Origin of the sequence: Pantoea sp. SORGH_AS_0659 (genome assembly GCF_031453915.1) — a bacterium.
Classification (GTDB): domain Bacteria; phylum Pseudomonadota; class Gammaproteobacteria; order Enterobacterales; family Enterobacteriaceae; genus Pantoea; species Pantoea leporis.
The window spans coordinates 3,274,254-3,288,631 of the sequence record NZ_JAVJAK010000001.1 but is presented as its reverse complement, the minus strand read 5'-3'; the positions used below and the strand labels follow the sequence as shown (position 1 = coordinate 3,288,631).

The following is a 14,378-nucleotide window of genomic DNA, read 5'->3' as shown; positions in this document are numbered from 1 at the left end:
GATATTGAGCATGAAAGGGTTGCAACTGAGTGCGGCGCTGATCGCTGCGGGTGTGCTGGCTGGCTGTGCGCCAAAAGGGCCGGAACCGATCTATTACTGGGGCGATTACCAGCAGCAGATCTATAGCTATTACAAAAAAGATAGCGATCCGCAGAAGCAGATCGAAGCACTGAATCTGGATATTGAAAAAGCCAAATCGGTCAACAAACCGGTTGCGCCGGGCCTGCACGCGCAGCTCGGCCTGCTGTACGCCAAAACCGGTGCTACCGATAAAGCCTTCGGCCAGTTTGCCACCGAGAAGCAGCTGTTCCCGGAATCGGCGCCCTATATGGACTTTCTGATGAAGAAAAAACAAGGAGTTGCCCAGTGAAAAAGCTGATTGTGTCTTTAGGCGTGCTGGCCACGCTGCTATTGACCGGCTGCGCGCATAAAAAACCATACGATTACAGCGCCTTCCGCGCCAGCAAGCCGGCCTCAATTCTGGTGCTGCCTGCGGATAACCGCGCGCCGGATGTGAACGCGGCGAACAGCTTCACCTCGCTGGTGACGCGTCCGCTGGCGGAAGCGGGCTATTACGTGTTCCCGGTGGCGGTGGTGGATGAAACCTTCCAGCAGAACGGATTGACCAACGGCCATGAAATTCAGGCTGTCAGCCCGCAGCGTCTGCATGACATCTTCCACGCCGACAGCGCGCTGTACATTTCAGTGACCGATTACGGCAGCAGCTATCAGGTGATCCAGAGCGTGACCAGGGTGTCGGCGACGGCGCGTCTGGTGGATTTGCGCAGCGGTAAAGAGCTGTGGCAAGGCATTGCCACCGCCAGCGACGCGGAAGATGGCAACAACAATAATGGCGGTATCATTGGCATGTTGGTCTCTGCTGCGATTAAGCAGATCGCCAGCAATGTATCGGATAAGGCACACACCATCGCCGGTGTGACCAGCGCCCGTCTGCTGGCGCAGAACGAGCAGGGCGGTTTGCTGGCCGGCCCTCGTTATAAGTTGGTGAGTACGCGATAAAAGAACGCAGTGAATCGTAGCGGCGCGAATTATCGCGCCGCTACCAATTGTGCGTTTTTAAGCGAGATCGCCCGGCAGCTCCAGCTTGCTGTAACCCAGGCCATTCATCTTGCGGACACGGATCTGCACCGGAATACGCTCCTTCATCGCTTCGACATGGCTGATCACGCCGATGGTTTTGCCGCTGGCGTTGAGGGCATCGAGCGCATCCAGCGCGGTATCCAGCGTCTCGGCATCCAGCGTGCCGAAGCCTTCATCGAGGAACAGCGATTCGATGCGCGTTTTATGACTCACCAAATCTGACAGCGCTAACGCCAGCGCCAGGCTGACGAGAAAACTCTCGCCGCCCGATAGCGTGCGCGTATCGCGCGTGGCGTCAGCTTGCCAGGTATCAACCACTTCCAGCTCCAGTTCTTCACTGATGCGGCGTTGCAGTAGATAGCGACCGTGCAGGCGATCGAGCTGACGGTTCGCCAGCCACACCAGATGGTCGAGCGTCAGACCTTGTGCGAAGCGGCGGAATTTATCGCCTTTGGCCGAACCTACCAGATCGTTCAGACGGCCCAGCTGTGCCAGTTCCACTTCATCGGTGGCGATTTGCGTCAGCAACGATTGCTGCTGCAAACGCTGTTGTGCATCGCTGTGTAACTGCTGCTGCGCTTCGCCCTGTTGACGGGCATTGTCACGTAACGTCACGCGCAGCTGTTCCAGCTGCTGCTGAATCGTGGCGGCGATCTCGTCGCTAAGTTCCAAAGGCCGCTGCTGCTGATGCGCCGTCCAGCGCTGCATAAGCTGTTCGCTGAGGGTGAGCTGCTGCTGGCGCTGCTGATCGAGCGTCTGTAACTGCTGGCGCAGCTGCTGCACCTCGCGCTCCTCCAGCAGGGCGGCACGCAGCGCGCGCTCATCGTCAAAATCACTCTGCTGCAGCGCGGCGAGGAAGGCGCTTTCTGCGGCGGCAGCGCGCTCACGCAAGGTGTGTTGCTGCGCCGCGATCTGCTCGCACTGGCCATTCAGGCCGTGCAGCATGCTTTGCGCCTGTTGCCACTGCTGAAGCTGCTGCGCCAGCGCCTGTTCACACTGTTGCAGCGCGGCATGCTGCTGCTGCCGGGCTTCTGCCACCAGACGATCGCCAAACAGCTGTTGACGCTGTTGTTGCTGCTGCTGGCGCTGCTGCTGCAAAGTGCTGAGCGTCTGCTGCAGCTCATCCAGCCGCTGCTGTTCACGCGCCAGATTCTGCTGCAGGCTGCTGCGCTCGCTTTCGGCTTTCACCAGCTGTGGCTGCAACTCGCCGTGTAACCGTTCATTTTCCTGCCATGCGGTCCAGCGTTGCTGTAAGGTGCGCAGCCAGCTTTCCCGCTCAGCGACATCTGGCAGGACGAGCTGATGCTGCGTCAGCTGCTGTTCCAGCTGCTGCGCCAGTTGCTGCATGGCGCTGCGTTCGCTGGCCTCGCGCTGGCTGATTTCATCCAGCGTCTGCTGCGTGCTGGCGATCTGCTGCTGCGCCAGCTGCTGCTGATTCTGATGCTGCTGCCACAGCTGCTGCTGTTGCAGATGCGCATCCTTTGCCTGCTGCAGCGCACGCGCAGCGTTTTCCCGCGTCTGCAGCTGCTGTTGCTGCAGCTGTTCCCGCGCATCCTGCTGCTGTTGCCACTGCGCAAAATCGTCCTGCTGCTCCAGCGTGCAGGTAAGTGCCAGCTCACCGCTCAGCGCTTGCCATTGGGTGTTCACCGTCGCCAGTTGCTGATCGTAATCGCTGATCTCCTGCTGCAACGCCTGCTGCTGTTGCAGCGACAGTTTCTGCTGCTCGCCTTTGGCGGTGCCGGACTCTTTTAGCTGCGCCACGCGCGTTTCCAGCGCGGTTAAACGCTGCTGATTGGCACCGGGCTCAAGCTGCTGATATTGCGCAATCGCCGGATGCTGGCACGAGCCGCACAGCGGGCAGGGCTGATCCGGCTGCAGTTTAGCGCGCTCGTCGGCCAGCTGGGCGATGGTGCGCTCCAGCTCGCAGATTTTGCGCACATCGAGCAGCGCCTGATGTTCCCGTTTGTACTCCTCGCGCAGCGCCTGCAACGTCTGTTCCGCGTCCTGATGCTGCTGCTGGAGCTGCGCCAGTTTCTGCTGACGCTGTAACCGCTGCGGTTGCAGCGCGCGCCACTGCGCGGCGAGCAGGTTAAGCTGCTGGCGCGCAGGGCGTTGGGTTTGATGCTGCGTCAGGGCGTCGCGCAGTTGTGCGCTGCCGATCTCCGCCTCAAGTGAAGTCAGTGCTTGCTCCGCTTGCAGACGCTGCTGTGCGGCCTGCGTTTCGGCTTGCTGCAACGGTTGCGCCGCCTGTTCACGTTGAGCCTGCGCCTGTTGATGCTGCTCCAGCTGGCTGCGCTGCTGTTGGTGCTGTGCGATCAGCTGCGTCAGCGTCTGCTCGCGCTCATCCAGTCGGGCAATCTCCGCCTGCCAGCGCGTTAATTCCACGCCCCAATGGGCGACAGCGGCTTCGCGGGCACGAAATTCCTGCTGCTGCGCCAGCTGTTGTTGTAAACGTTCACTTACCTGCTGTTGCTGGCTGAGTGCGGTTTGGCTGGATTGCAGCGCCTGTTGCTGCTGCAGATGCAATCGCTGCTGTTCATCCAGCTGCTGCGAGAGGGTGGTGATGCGTTGATCGAGCGGGATAACCTGCTCGGTGAGCAGCGTTTCAAGCTGCTGCTGTTGCTGTAACGCCTGTTCGCGCGCCTGCTGCGCGGCCTGATAATGGTTTTCGCCCTGTTGCAGCGCGGTTTTGGCTTGCTGCCGTTGCGCCTGCAGCTGCTGCGATTGCTGTTCCAGCGTACGCAGATCGCCCTGCAACTGTTCGCGCTGCTGCAACTTCTCGCGCAGTTTTTCTGCCGGTTCGGCGCGCGCCAGCCGCTGACGATCACCATCCGCCTGCTGCCAGGCCTGTTGCGCGGCAAGCAGCGTCTGTTCGGCCTGCTGCTGCTCTTGCGTTAGCTGTTGCTGCTGCACCAGCCATTGCTGCTGATGCTGCGCCAGCGTCAGCTGTTCGCTGAGAATTTTCTCCTGCGCGCCAAGTTCCGCCAGCTGCTGCGTCAATTCTGCCCGGCGCGCTACATCGAGCAGCGACATGCCACCGGCGCGGGCGCGCAGCGTATCCAGCTCGCTGCGCGCGGTGCGCCAGCGCTCGTAGATCTGCACCGAGATTTGTCCGTAGATTTCGGTGCCGGTCAGCTCTTCCAGCAGCTCGGCGCGTTCGCCGGGTTTGGCATTCAGGAAGGCGGCAAACTGGCCTTGCGACAGCATCATCGAGCGGGTAAAACGGGCGAAATCGAGCCCCGACAGGGTCTCAATCGCTTTCAGCTTGTCGCCAACTTTATCGGCGATGATCTGATTATCGGCCACACGCGCCAGCTCGACGCGCGGTGCCTGCAGCTTACCGTCGGCTTGGCCGCGCGCGCGGTTCTGGCTCCAGAAGGCGCGCCAGGCTTCGCCTTTGATCTCAAACTCCACTTCCGCCAGACACTCGGCGGTGTCGCGGGTGATCAGCTCGTTCTGGGTTTGCGACAGCGTGCCGAGGCGCGGCGTCTGATGATAGAGCGCCAGGCAAATCGCATCGAGTAAGGTGGTTTTGCCCGCCCCGGTGGCGCCGGTAATGGCAAACAAGCCGTTGCTGGCAAAGGGCTCACGACGGAAATCGATAAACCATTCGCCGCGCAGCGCATTGAGGTTCTTAAAACGTAGCGTCAAAATTTTCATGCGGATGGATTCTCCAGCGCGGCAAGCTGGGTGCGGAACAGCTGCGTTAACTGCTCGGCCTGCCCGGCATCCAGCTGATCTTCCTGCGCCAGTCGGCGAGCAAACACGTCTTCCACTTTTAGTTCGCTCAGGGTTTCGTTCTCCAGCCGTTCGAGGCTGCGCTGCCGCTGTTCGCGGCTGCGGCGCACCAGCAGCACTTCGACCGGCAGATTTTCGGTGAGCGCTTCAATGCGACGTTGCAGATCGCTGAGATATTCCTGCGTGGTGATCTCAATATCCAGCCAGACTGGCTGTTCGCTGGCGCTCGCGCTGAACTGCGCCAGCTGATGTTCAATCTCCGCCATCGAGCCTTTCAGCATCTGCATCGGCTGGAAGTGCGGGATGGTTAGCGGCGTAACGGTATCGAGCGTGGTGCTGAATTCCAGCAGGAAGACGCTTTTCTCGCGGCCAAGCTCATCAAAACTGAGCGGAATCGGCGAGCCGCTGTAACGAATGTGCTCGCTGTTGGCGATGCGCTGGGCGCGATGGATGTGACCGAGCGCGATGTAATCGGCGGGCGGAAACGCCTGCGCCGGGAAGGCATCCAGCGTGCCGATATAGATGTCGCGCACTGAATCGCTTTTAGTCACGCCAACGGTGGTGAGATGGCCGGTGGCGATGATCGGCAGCGTAACGTCCTGCGCATCGCGCTGCGCCTGCGCGGCGGCAAAACAGTGCTGATAATGCTGCTCGATCGCCTCCAGCAGCGAGATCTGCTTCTCGCGGCCGGATTGGCCGGCCTGGCTGCGCAGAATGTCGCGCGGACGCAGATAAGGAATGGCGCACAGCAGCGCACCCGGCGCGCCATCACGCTGCTTCAGGGCTAACACCTGCTGTTCGCCCTGCGGCGTGGCGCTGGTGATCACCTGCGTATTCAGGCATGCCAGCAGCTCGCGCGATTCATTCAGCGTCGCCACCGAGTCGTGATTGCCCGCCAGCACCACCAATTGGCAGCCGCTTGGCTGCAGCGCCACCACAAAACGGTTAAACATTTCACGCGCGTAGCTCGGCGGCGAACCGGTATCAAACAGGTCGCCGGCGATAATCAGCGCATCCACCTGATGCTGCACAATCTGATCCAGCAGCCAGTCGAGAAACGCCTGATGTTCCCGCGCGCGACTTTTGCTGTAAAAGAACTGACCGAGATGCCAGTCAGCGGTGTGAATGATGCGCATGTTTGCTCCGTGCTCTATTTAGCGAAGACGAATTATAACCACTTAAGATCACAAAGAAAAAAAGCAGAATTTTATTGTGACATTTCTGTTTTTTATCTATCTATCTTAGGGCGGTGTTTTCATAAAAGTGTCACAAAACTGACGCATAATGGCGCCGCAAATCCCAGTGACACGGTGTCACACTAGCAGGAGTTACAATGGCTAAGCGCATTTTGGTTGTGGAAGACGAAGCTCCCATCCGTGAAATGTTATGTTTCGTGCTGGAACAGAATGATTACCAGCCTATTGAGGCGGAAGATTATGACAGCGCGATTGGTAAGCTGATCGAACCCTGGCCTGATTTGATTCTGCTGGACTGGATGTTGCCCGGCGGCAGCGGGATTCAGTTTATTAAGCATTTGAAGCGTGAAGCCATGACGCGCGACATTCCGGTGATGATGCTGACGGCGCGTGGTGAAGAGGAAGATCGCGTGCGCGGTCTGGAAGTGGGCGCGGATGATTACATCACCAAGCCATTCTCACCGAAAGAGCTGATGGCGCGTATCAAAGCGGTGATGCGCCGTATTTCGCCGATGGCGGTGGAAGAGGTGATTGAGATGCAGGGCCTGAGCCTGGATCCTTCCTCACATCGCGTGATGTCGGAAACCACGCCGCTGGAGATGGGACCGACCGAGTACAAACTGCTGCACTTCTTTATGACCCACCCGGAACGCGTGTACAGCCGCGAACAGCTGCTGAACCATGTTTGGGGCACCAATGTGTATGTCGAAGATCGCACCGTCGATGTGCATATTCGCCGTTTACGTAAAGCACTGGAATTAACCGGCCACGATCGCATGGTTCAAACCGTGCGCGGAACAGGGTATCGTTTCTCTGCCCGCTACTAAACGTAAACGGAGTGTTTACCGTGCTGGAACGACTCTCCTGGAAGAGATTGTTGACCGAGCTGGCGCTGGTCTGTTTACCTGCGCTGGTGTTGGGTCTGTTGTTCGGATATCTGCCGTGGCTGCTGCTGATTGCGGTGACCGGCGTGATGTTCTGGCACTTCAGAAATCTGATGCGTCTGTCGCACTGGCTGTGGGTCGATCGTTCAATGACGCCGCCCACCGGACGCGGCAGCTGGGAACCGCTGTTTTATGGCCTGTACCAGATGCAATTGCGCAACCGGCGGCGGCGGCGCGAGCTGGGCAATCTGATCAAACGTTTCCGCAGCGGAGCAGAATCGCTGCCGGATGCGGTGGTGCTGACCACCGAAGAGGGCACTATTTTCTGGTGCAACGGCCTGGCGCAGCAGCACCTTGGCTTGCGCTGGCCGGAAGATAACGGCCAGAACATCCTCAATTTGCTGCGTTATCCTGAATTTTCCCGCTATATCCGCCAGCGCAAGTTCGACATGCCGCTGACGCAGATCCTCAATAATCAGCATCATATGGAATTCCGCGTGATGCCTTACAGCGAAGGTCAGTGGCTGATGGTGGCGCGTGATGTCACCCAGATGCATCAGCTGGAAGGCGCGCGACGCAACTTCTTTGCTAACGTCAGTCATGAACTGCGCACGCCGTTAACGGTATTGCAGGGTTATCTGGAAATGATGGACGACTCGGTGATGAACGAGCGCACGCGCAGCAAGGCGTTGCATACCATGCAAGAGCAGACGCGCCGCATGGACAGTCTGGTGAAGCAGTTGCTGACCTTGTCGCGTATCGAAGCGGCGCCAGCCATCGATCTCAAAGAGACGGTGGATGTGCCGGGCATGCTGATGCTGTTGCAGCGTGAAGCGGAAACGCTGAGTCAGGGACGTCACACCATCCATTTCCATACCGATCCGCATCTGAAAGTGTTCGGCAATGATGAGCAGCTACGTAGCGCCATTTCCAATCTGGTCTACAACGCGGTGAATCACACGCCCGATGGCACGCGCATCGACATCAGTTGGCTGCGCACTAAACAAGGCGCGCAGTTTAAGGTGTGCGATGACGGGCCGGGCATTAGCGAGCAGCATCTGCCGCGCCTCACCGAGCGTTTCTATCGCGTGGATAAAGCGCGTTCGCGCGCCACCGGCGGCAGCGGATTGGGGCTGGCGATCGTGAAGCATGCGTTGGGACATCACAACGCGCGGCTGGAGATCACCAGCGTGCCGCATCAGGAAACCTGTTTCAGCTTCCTGCTGCCGCCACGCTTGATTGTGGCTAACGTGATGCAAGAGCGGGTTAATTAAGGTCGTAGGATCGCTATTCATGGCGCCATACTTATCAGTTAATAAAGCCTTTTTGGTGCGGGCGCTGACACATCTGCTGCGTCACGGGCCGTCCTCGCGCCGCTAGCGCGGTACCTTCGGCTTCCACGTTGTGCCGACGGACCGTTCGCGGATCGGCCTTCCCTGGCCGACCCCGAACTGCCTCGCGCATCCATGCGCGAGGCTCCTGGCCCAACGTAAAAGCCTCAGCGCTGCGAATGGCCCTTTTGCCGCAGCAGACGCGCCAGCGCCTGAAGCGAATGAGTCCTTTTCAACAACACGCACTGAAGCTTATGAGCAGGCCGGGGGCACTTTTGGCCTGGCAATCCGCAGCGCTGAACGAAGCGAGGAAGCCAGGAGAGCCCGCAGGACGCGGGCGAAAGGCGGAGCCGGGACAAGGAAGTCCCGTCTCCGCCGGTCCGTCAGGCAGACGAGCGAAGTGAAGGTACCGCGTAAGCGGCGCGAGGACCGCCGGACCAAAAGTGACACCGGCCTGCGCACTCGTCGTTGGTTTAACTGACAAGCATTACGCCATTCATGGAGACCAATTCCCGCCTCATTAACAACCCATACGCAATGTATTGCGTGATAAATCGCACCGCTCCAGAATAGGCGTCTTACTGAATTGCGGAATCGCCAATGAAATCGCTGTTGATCTCCCTCTTGCTGCTTTGCTCTGCTTTGGCACACGGCCAACAAACCATGCTAACCGGCAATCTGAGCAGCGTTGGATCGGATACGCTGGGTTATCTGATGACATTATGGGGCGAGGATTTCAGCCGCCAGTCGCCGGGCGTCAACGTTCAGGTGCAGGCGGCGGGATCTTCTACTGCGCCGACGGCGCTGGCGGCAGGTGCTGCCCAGCTGGGCGCGATGAGCCGGCCGATGCAGATCGACGAACGTCAACTTTTTACCGCGCGCTACGGCTATCCGCCGCTGGCGGTGCCGGTGGCGATGGATGCGCTGGTGGTAGTGGTTAATCAGGACAATCCGCTGTCGCGCATCGCGCCGCAACAACTCGATGCGCTGTTCTCCATCACGCGTCTGTGCGGCGGGCAACAGGTGCCGCAGCGCTGGGGCGATCTCGGCCTGAGCGAAGGCCAGTGGGCCACGCGCAGCATCCAGCGCTATGGCCGCAACTCGGCGTCGGGAACGTGGGGCTTCTTTAAGCAGCAGGCGCTGTGCAAAGGTGATTTCCGTGCTGATGTCGCTGAATTCCCCGGCTCTGCGGCGGTGGTACAAGCCGTTGCCGCCACGCCCAACAGCATCGGTTATGCCAGTTTTGGCTTTCATCTCAGCGGCGTGAAAATGCTACCGGTGGCCACGGCGAACGGCGACAGCGTGATGCCGGATGCCGAATCGATTCGCAACGGCCGCTATCCGTGGTCGCGCCCGCTTTATATCTACGTCAACAAAGCACCCGGCAAACCGCTGCCGCCGCTGGTGAATGCCTTTCTGCATCAGGTGTTATCGCCACAAGGTCAGCGTCGGGTGAGCGAAGCGGGTTATCTGCCATTATCAGATAGCCAGATGGCGCAAGCGCGAGCGGCAATTGAGGGAAATTGAAGAACGTGCATCTGAACATGAAATAGTTTCATGTAAGCTGAATTTTCTTCCGTTGCCGAAAGGGTAACAGCGTGGCATTCTTCGTGGACATATAGCCGTCCAGATGGCTGAAATAACCCAGCGAAATTATACCCTGACGCAACTATGCGCTCAGCCAGGAGATAAAATGCCACGTCATAACCCGTTCCGCGCCGATACCGTCGGCAGTTTTCTGCGTCCCGCAGCCATCAAGCAGGCGCGTGTGCAGTTTGCCAATGGCGAAATCAACGCTGATCAACTGCGTCAGGTTGAAGATCGCGAAATCCGCCATGTTGTGGAGCAGCAGCGTGCCAACGGCCTGCAGATCGTTACCGATGGTGAATTCCGTCGCGCTTGGTGGCACTTCGATTTCTTTGGCGATTTGCACGGCGTCGAGCTGTTCGAAGCGGAGCAGGGCATTCAGTTCAACGGCGTGCAGACCAAAGCGCACGGCGTGAAAGTCACCGGTAAAGTGGCCTTTAATCCTCAACACCCGATGCTGGAGCACTTCCGCTTCCTGCAAAGCGTGGCGGGCGATGCGGTTGCCAAGATGACCATTCCCAGCCCAAGCGTGCTGCACTTCCGCGGTGGCCGTAAGGTGATCGATGCCACGGTGTATCCCGATCTGAAAGAGTACTTCGCCGATCTGGCGCAGACCTACAAAGACGCCATCAAAGCGTTTTATGCGGCTGGCTGCCGTTATCTGCAGCTGGATGACACGGTGTGGGCCTATCTGTGCTCTACCGAACAGCAGCAGCAGATCCGCGAGCGTGGTGAAGATCCACAGGAACTGGCGCGCATCTATGCTGAAGTGCTGAATGCTGCACTGGAAGGTAAGCCAGAGGATCTGACCGTTGGGCTGCATGTTTGTCGCGGCAACTTCCGCTCAACCTGGATTTCCGAAGGTGGCTATGAGCCGGTCGCCGAAGTGCTGTTTGGCGGCGTGAATATCGATGCTTTCTACCTTGAGTATGACAACGAACGTTCAGGTGGTTTTGAGCCGCTGCGCTTCCTCAAGCCGGGTCATCAGCAAGTGGTGCTGGGTTTGATCACCACCAAAACCGGCGAGCTGGAGGATGCGCAGCAGGTGAAAGCGCGTTTGCAGGAAGCGTCACAGTTCGTGAGCCTTGATCAAATCTGCCTCAGCCCGCAGTGTGGCTTTGCCTCAACCGAAGAGGGCAACAGCCTGAGCGAAGAGCAGCAGTGGCAGAAGATTCGTCTGGTGGTCGATATAGCAAGAACAGTCTGGTAATGCTGTAAAGTTAGCCAAACAGGCGCGTAAATCGCGCCTTTTGTGCATCTGCAGGCTGATTTATGCAAAGAGATCTCTCGCATCGAGGAAACATTTAGCAAATCATCTGAGGTGTTTTGCCGCTATTCCACCGTGATTCACTGCTTTCTTCCACTATCTTGTTATATCCTTCTGGTTTTTCGATCCTGTATTGCCTTTCTTCGCTATAAACGTTCTAATTTGCGCCGTTGTCGATTTATCCCTCTGCGAACAGAAGAAAAGTAGATTAAATCACCTGCGCTTTAACGATTAGTCCCGCATAACACGCTGGTCTTGCCTGATAAGCCCTTGTTTTAGCGCATCCAGAGGACAACACGAACTCAACTTCCACCGCAACATCAGCTACAGGCAGTACAGAAGTTTATGACACATCGTTTAACCTCCAAGGATATCCTGGCGCTGGGCTTCATGACGTTTGCCCTGTTCGTTGGCGCAGGAAATATCATCTTCCCACCGATGGTGGGGATTCAGTCTGGCGAACACGTTTGGATTGCGGCTTTCGGCTTCCTGATTACGGCTGTTGGCTTACCGGTGATCACCGTCATCGCGCTGGCGCGTGTGGGCGGCGGCATTGATGCGCTAAGCTCGCCGATTGGTAAAGCCGCAGGCTTGCTGCTGGCGACCGTGTGTTACCTGGCTGTTGGCCCGCTGTTTGCCACGCCGCGTACCGCCACCGTTTCCTTTGCCGTGGGTATTGCACCGCTGACCGGCGACGGCACGCTGCCGCTGTTCATTTACAGCCTGATTTACTTCGCGCTGGTGATTGGCATCTCACTGTATCCGGGCAAACTGCTGGATACCGTCGGCCACTTCCTCGCTCCGCTGAAAATTCTGGCGCTGATTGTGCTCGGCGTTGCCGTGCTGATCTGGCCGGCCGGTGGCGTTTCGCCGGGCACCGAAGAGTATCAGCGTGCCGCCTTCTCCAGCGGTTTCGTTAATGGTTATCTGACCATGGATACGCTGGGAGCGCTGGTGTTCGGTATCGTCATCGTCAATGCGGCGCGCTCACGCGGTGTTGAAGATGCCAAACTGCTGACGCGCTACACCATGCTGGCGGGCATCATCGCCGGTATCGGTTTGACGCTGATTTACCTGACGCTGTTCAAACTCGGTAACGATAGCGGCGCATTGGTGGCGCAAAGCGCGAACGGTGCTGAGATTCTGCATGCTTACGTGCAGCAGACCTTCGGCGGCATGGGCAGCTTCTTCCTTGCGGCACTGATCTTCGTCGCCTGCATGGTAACGGCGGTGGGCCTGACCTGCGCCTGTGCAGAATTCTTTGCGCAATATGTTCCGCTGTCGTATAAAACGCTGGTATTTATTCTGGGCCTGTTCTCGATGGTGGTGTCGAATCTCGGTCTGAGCCATCTGATTCAGATTTCGATTCCGGTGCTGACGGCGATTTATCCGCCATGCATCGTACTGGTGGTGCTGAGCTTCACGCTGAAGTTCTGGAACAAAAGTTCGCGTATTATCGCGCCGACCATGCTGGTAAGCCTGCTGTTCGGTATCGTTGATGCCATCAAAACCACCAGCTTCAAAGATGTGTTGCCGCTGTTCAGTCAGCATCTGCCGCTGGCCGATCAGGGACTTTCCTGGTTGCCGCCATCGCTGGCGATGCTGGTGATTGCCGCGGTAGTTGATCGGGCAAAAGGACGTGAGCAGGTCGCGGTTCATCAGTAAGCGACATTGCTGTTAATTCCAACCACGGGCTTGCCCGTGGTTTTTCATTTTCAAGGTACTGAGTGTTATGCAAGAAACCAATAAGCTCAAACGCGGACTGAGCACGCGCCACATTCGCTTTATGGCGCTGGGATCGGCGATTGGCACCGGGCTGTTTTACGGCTCGGCAGATGCCATCAAAATGGCGGGCCCAAGCGTGCTGCTGGCGTACATCATCGGCGGTGCGGTGGCGTACATCATCATGCGTGCGTTGGGGGAAATGTCGGTCAACAATCCGCAGGCCAGCTCATTCTCGCGCTATGCGCAGGATTATCTCGGCCCGCTGGCCGGATACATCACCGGCTGGACCTACTGTTTTGAAATCCTGATTGTGGCGATTGCCGACGTAACGGCTTTTGGTATCTACATGGGCGTGTGGTTCCCCGATGTGCCGCACTGGATTTGGGTGCTGAGCGTGGTGCTGATTATCGGCGCCATCAACCTGATGAGCGTGAAAGTCTTTGGCGAAGTGGAGTTCTGGTTCTCCTTTTTCAAAGTCGCCACCATCATCATCATGATTCTCGCCGGCTTCGGCATGATTTTCTGGGGCATCGGCAACGGCGGCCAGCCGACCGGCATTCACAATCTGTGGACCAACGGCGGTTTCTTCGCGCACGGCATTGTCGGCATGCTGCTGTCACTGCAGATGGTGATGTTTGCCTACGGCGGCATTGAGATTATCGGGATTACTGCCGGTGAAGCGGAAGATCCGAAGACCTCGATTCCACGCGCCATCAACTCCGTACCGATGCGTATTCTGGTATTCTACGTTGGTACGCTGTTCGTCATCATGTCGATTTATCCATGGAATCAGGTGGGCACTTCTGGCAGTCCGTTCGTGCTGACCTTCCAGCATTTGGGTATTGCGGCGGCGGCATCAATTCTTAACTTCGTGGTGCTGACGGCGTCGCTGTCGGCGATTAACAGCGATGTGTTTGGCGTGGGGCGTATGCTGCACGGCATGGCGCAACAGGGCCACGCACCGAAGGTATTCCAGAAGGTTTCGAATCGCGGAATTCCGTGGGTGACCGTTTTGGTGATGATGCTGGCGATGCTGATTGCGGTGTATCTCAACTACCTGATGCCAGAGAAAGTGTTCCTGGTGATCGCCTCGCTGGCGACCTTTGCTACCGTTTGGGTGTGGATCATGATTCTGCTGTCGCAGATCGCCTTCCGCCGCAAGATTGGCAAAGAGCAAGCCGGTAAGCTTGATTTTGCCATGCCGGGCGGTAGCGCTACCGCATGGTTCGGCGTGCTGTTCCTGGCCTTCATTATTGGGCTGATTGGTTACTTCCCGGATACGCGCGTGTCGCTGTACGTTGGTTTTGCGTGGATTGCGCTGCTATTACTGGCGTGGCCGCTAGTGAAAAAGCGTAAAAGCTGATGATATTGTAAGGTCGCCATTGATGGCGACCTTTTTTATCGATGACGATTAAACATAATATAAAAAAATAATCACGCTATCCCTAAATAATAAAATGCCAAAAAATATCTCGGCGCATCCTGGCGCCGAAAAAGAACAACAAAAAAGGAGAAAATAAGTATTACTAAGGGATGTTTGACTTGCGCA

The 14,378-nt window shown here is 57.7% G+C and carries 10 protein-coding genes; 8 read left to right on the top strand and 2 right to left on the bottom strand.

The window, feature by feature from the left end:
• The first annotated feature begins 10 nt into the window (after positions 1 to 10).
• Entirely contained in the window at positions 11 to 370 is a 360-nt protein-coding gene (locus tag Q3H59_RS15605; RefSeq protein WP_101762458.1) for a DUF4810 domain-containing protein, read from the top strand.
• Positions 367 to 1,020 (top strand): DUF799 domain-containing protein, encoded by a 654-nt coding sequence (locus tag Q3H59_RS15600; RefSeq protein WP_137385252.1) that lies wholly within the window; start codon positions 367 to 369, stop codon positions 1,018 to 1,020. The genes Q3H59_RS15605 and Q3H59_RS15600 overlap by 4 nt, the downstream gene beginning before the upstream one ends.
• Before the next feature lie 57 nt (positions 1,021 to 1,077).
• Here Q3H59_RS15600 and Q3H59_RS15595 read toward each other — a convergent pair whose 3' ends face one another.
• Both Q3H59_RS15595 and sbcD read right to left on the bottom strand, forming a co-directional pair.
• Positions 1,078 to 4,761: an AAA family ATPase gene (locus Q3H59_RS15595; protein ID WP_309835728.1), complete on the bottom strand. Its 3,684-nt coding sequence runs from the start codon at positions 4,759 to 4,761 to the stop codon at positions 1,078 to 1,080.
• Entirely contained in the window at positions 4,758 to 5,975 is a 1,218-nt protein-coding gene (gene sbcD / locus Q3H59_RS15590; protein WP_309835726.1) for an exonuclease subunit SbcD, read from the bottom strand. Before sbcD ends, Q3H59_RS15595 begins: the two co-directional genes overlap by 4 nt.
• A gap of 197 nt (positions 5,976 to 6,172) precedes the next feature.
• Here sbcD and phoB point away from each other — a divergent pair, with 197 nt between their 5' ends.
• The 6 genes from phoB to proY all read left to right on the top strand — a co-directional run bounded on the left by phoB (position 6,173) and on the right by proY (position 14,192).
• Complete coding sequence (phoB, locus tag Q3H59_RS15585) at positions 6,173 to 6,862, top strand: phosphate response regulator transcription factor PhoB (protein ID WP_007887040.1); 690 nt, start codon at positions 6,173 to 6,175, stop codon at positions 6,860 to 6,862.
• A 20-nt stretch (positions 6,863 to 6,882) separates the two neighbouring features.
• Positions 6,883 to 8,193: a phosphate regulon sensor histidine kinase PhoR gene (phoR, locus tag Q3H59_RS15580; RefSeq protein ID WP_137385254.1), complete on the top strand. Its 1,311-nt coding sequence runs from the start codon at positions 6,883 to 6,885 to the stop codon at positions 8,191 to 8,193.
• Positions 8,194 to 8,850: 657 nt separating this feature from the next.
• Positions 8,851 to 9,777, top strand: coding sequence for a phosphate ABC transporter substrate-binding protein PstS family protein (locus Q3H59_RS15575; protein WP_309835723.1), 927 nt, complete (start codon positions 8,851 to 8,853; stop codon positions 9,775 to 9,777).
• Between the two features lie 166 nt (positions 9,778 to 9,943).
• Entirely contained in the window at positions 9,944 to 11,047 is a 1,104-nt protein-coding gene (locus Q3H59_RS15570) for a cobalamin-independent methionine synthase II family protein (protein ID WP_192414007.1), read from the top strand.
• A gap of 402 nt (positions 11,048 to 11,449) precedes the next feature.
• A complete protein-coding gene (brnQ, locus tag Q3H59_RS15565; protein ID WP_101762451.1) occupies positions 11,450 to 12,769 on the top strand; it encodes a branched-chain amino acid transporter carrier protein BrnQ in 1,320 nt (439 codons plus the stop codon).
• A gap of 67 nt (positions 12,770 to 12,836) precedes the next feature.
• Positions 12,837 to 14,192: a proline-specific permease ProY gene (proY, locus tag Q3H59_RS15560; RefSeq protein WP_101762450.1), complete on the top strand. Its 1,356-nt coding sequence runs from the start codon at positions 12,837 to 12,839 to the stop codon at positions 14,190 to 14,192.
• Positions 14,193 to 14,378: the final 186 nt, after the last annotated feature.

Excerpts from the sequence above, each read along its gene's own strand:
- Q3H59_RS15605 (WP_101762458.1), top strand. The coding sequence starts at position 11 with ATGAAAGGGTTGCAACTGAGTGCGGCGCTGATCGCTGCGGGTGTGCTG.
- Q3H59_RS15595 (WP_309835728.1), bottom strand. The coding sequence starts at position 4,761 with ATGAAAATTTTGACGCTACGTTTTAAGAACCTCAATGCGCTGCGCGGC.
- sbcD (WP_309835726.1), bottom strand. The coding sequence starts at position 5,975 with ATGCGCATCATTCACACCGCTGACTGGCATCTCGGTCAGTTCTTTTAC.
- phoB (WP_007887040.1), top strand. The coding sequence starts at position 6,173 with ATGGCTAAGCGCATTTTGGTTGTGGAAGACGAAGCTCCCATCCGTGAA.
- Q3H59_RS15575 (WP_309835723.1), top strand. The coding sequence starts at position 8,851 with ATGAAATCGCTGTTGATCTCCCTCTTGCTGCTTTGCTCTGCTTTGGCA.
- Q3H59_RS15570 (WP_192414007.1), top strand. The coding sequence starts at position 9,944 with ATGCCACGTCATAACCCGTTCCGCGCCGATACCGTCGGCAGTTTTCTG.
- brnQ (WP_101762451.1), top strand. The coding sequence starts at position 11,450 with ATGACACATCGTTTAACCTCCAAGGATATCCTGGCGCTGGGCTTCATG.
- proY (WP_101762450.1), top strand. The coding sequence starts at position 12,837 with ATGCAAGAAACCAATAAGCTCAAACGCGGACTGAGCACGCGCCACATT.